Origin of the sequence: Mesorhizobium metallidurans STM 2683 (assembly GCF_000350085.1) — a bacterium.
Lineage (GTDB): Bacteria > Pseudomonadota > Alphaproteobacteria > Rhizobiales > Rhizobiaceae > Mesorhizobium > Mesorhizobium metallidurans.
In genome coordinates this window covers 1-2,660 of sequence record NZ_CAUM01000079.1, presented here as the reverse complement: position 1 = coordinate 2,660, position 2,660 = coordinate 1, and the positions used below count along the sequence as shown (strand labels likewise).

The window sequence follows — 2,660 nt, the reverse complement described above, 5'->3', positions numbered from 1 at the left end:
CCGGCACCCCCCCTCCCAACCGCATGGCCAAGCCTCTATATTGGGTCATGGAAAAGCGAATCTATCCCCAAGCCATCGAATCAGTCGTCATGCCGGAGCCTTTTGGTCGGCAGAGCTTCAACGATGCCAAAAAGGCCGTCGCCGCCTTGCAGATGCTTTACGCCCGCAACACCAAATTCCTGCGCGATTCATTCACGGCACTCGCCGCGGGCGGCGACAGCAACAAGCGCTACCGGGCCTTCTATCCGGAGATTGGCGTCACCACGAGTTCGTTCACCCAGATCGACTCGCGCCAGGCCTATGGCCATATGCCGACGCCGGGGCATTTCTCGACGACCATCACCCAGCCCGCGCTTTTCGAGAACTATCTGACCGAACAGCTTCGGCTGATCATGCGCAATCACGGCGTTCCGGTCACCGTTTCGGAATCGACAACGCCCATTCCGCTGCATTTCGCCTTCCTCGAAGGCACCCATGTCGACGGCGCGGCGGCCGAGCGCATCAAGCGGCCGATCCGCGACCTGTTCGACGTGCCGGACCTCGACGGCACCGACGACCAGATCGCCAACGGCACATTCGAAGTGGCGTTCGGCGACGCCAGGCCGCTGGCGCCGTTCACGGCGCAGCGCATCGACTATTCGCTGCATCGGATGACGCACTACACGGCGACCAGTCCGCAGCATTTCCAGAATTTCGTGCTGTTCACCAATTACCAGTTCTATATCGACGAGTTCGTCGCCCGTGCCCGCGAGTTGATGGGCAATGGCGGCGGCGGATATGTCGAATTCGTCGAGCCGGGGAATGTCGTCACCAAGGTCGGGGAAAGCATGCCCGGCGATGGTGCGGCGCCACCGCGCCTGCCGCAGATGCCGGCCTATCATTTGAAGAAGCCGAACCATGGCGGCATCACCATGGTCAATATCGGCGTCGGCCCCTCCAATGCCAAGACGATCACCGACCATATCGCCGTGCTTCGGCCGCATGCCTGGCTGATGCTTGGCCATTGCGCCGGCCTGCGCAACACCCAGGCGCTGGGCGACTATGTGCTGGCGCATGCCTATGTCAGGGAAGACCATGTCCTCGACGACGACCTGCCGGTGTGGGTGCCGATCCCGCCGCTGGCCGAAATCCAGGTGGCGCTGCAGGAAGCGGTCGCCGAGGTCACCGGGCTTTCCGGCTACGATCTCAAGCGCATCATGCGCACCGGCACCGTCGCCACCATCGACAACCGCAACTGGGAACTGCGCGATCAGCGCGGGCCGGTGCAGCGGCTGTCGCAGTCGCGGGCGATCGCGCTCGACATGGAATCGGCGACGATCGCGGCCAACGGGTTCCGCTTCCGGGTGCCGTACGGCACCCTCCTTTGCGTCTCCGACAAACCCCTGCATGGCGAACTGAAGCTGCCCGGCATGGCGACCGAATTCTACAAGCGGCAAGTGGCGCAGCACCTGACCATCGGCATCAGGGCGATGGAAAAGCTGGCGGAGATGCCGATGGAACGGCTGCATTCGCGCAAGCTCAGAAGCTTTTCGGAGACGGCATTCCAATAGGCGATGGACATTTCGTCATCTTGATTGGGCCGCATTTCTGCCGATAAGCAAAGCAGATGGCACGCGGTCGAAACATGATGATTTCAGTGACATTCCTGGCAATGTTCGCCCTCTCGGCCGCACTGGTGGCCGGGTTTTTCGGAACGCTGCATCCGGCTTTCGATTCCTTCGCGCATTTTCGAGTCCATCTTGCCGTGCTGATGGCGCTATGCGCGCTGCCGCTGCTCGCCACCTCGTTTCGCCTGCAGGCGGCCGCAGCGCTGGTCTTTGCCGCGGCCGCCTACGCCACCACGTCATTGCCCTTGCCGCGCCTGTGGCCGGTCCAGGCAGCCTACGAAGCCAAGCCGGGCGACCAGACGGTCTACCCCGGGGATCAGGCAGTGTACCGCCTGCTGCAGATGAATTTGCGCTTCGACAACCCGACGCCGAAGAAAGTGCTGTCGCTGATCGGCCGGACCAATCCGGACGTGATCACTCTCGACGAAGTGTCGGAAATGTGGACGACAGAGTTGGGCTATATCACCAGCGCCTATCCCTACCGGATCCTCTGCCCCTATCCTGATGGCGTGTTCGGTGTTGCGCTGCTCTCCAGACGGCCGTTTGCCGTCGGCACCAAACCCTTTTGCGAGCGGCGCGGCGCCATGGCCATCGCCAAGGTCGATTTCGGCGGCATCGGCGTCGATGTCGCCGCCATTCATCTCAGTTGGCCATGGCCGCGCGAGCAACCGTGGCAGATCGGCGAATTGTCCGGGCCGCTGGCCTCGCTTGGCGAGACCGCGATCATGGCGGGCGACTGCAACGCCGCTCCATGGAGCGCGGCCGTCAGGCGCGTCGCTTCGCTTGGCAAGCTGACCGTGATGCCGTCGGTCGGGCCTAGCTGGATCTATCGGAAACTGCCGGATTTCCTGCGGCGCTACGCCGGGCTGCCGATCGACCAGGTGTTCAGCAAGGGCGCGGTGCTGATCCATTCGGCATCGAGGCTGGAGGACAACGGCTCGGACCATCTTCCCGTCATGGTGGAATTCTCGCTCCGGCCGGAAGAGAAGAAACCGGTCGACGAGGATGAAACCGCGACAGCGTCCGCGTCGCAGCCCGGTAAGGTGCGCGGCT

2 protein-coding genes are annotated in these 2,660 nt (G+C 63.0%); both read left to right on the top strand.

Features of this window, described 5'->3' with window-relative positions:
- The first annotated feature begins 89 nt into the window (after positions 1 to 89).
- Positions 90 to 1,550 (top strand): AMP nucleosidase, encoded by a 1,461-nt coding sequence (locus tag MESS2_RS13260; RefSeq protein ID WP_244439983.1) that lies wholly within the window; start codon positions 90 to 92, stop codon positions 1,548 to 1,550.
- A gap of 74 nt (positions 1,551 to 1,624) precedes the next feature.
- Positions 1,625 to 2,660, top strand: a 1,036-nt coding sequence (locus tag MESS2_RS13255) for an endonuclease/exonuclease/phosphatase family protein (RefSeq protein WP_425277752.1), incomplete at its 3' end; no start/stop codon positions are given.

Bases quoted from the DNA above. Each gene is read 5' to 3' on its own strand.
- MESS2_RS13260 (WP_244439983.1), top strand. From the start codon at position 90: ATGCCGGAGCCTTTTGGTCGGCAGAGCTTCAACGATGCCAAAAAGGCC.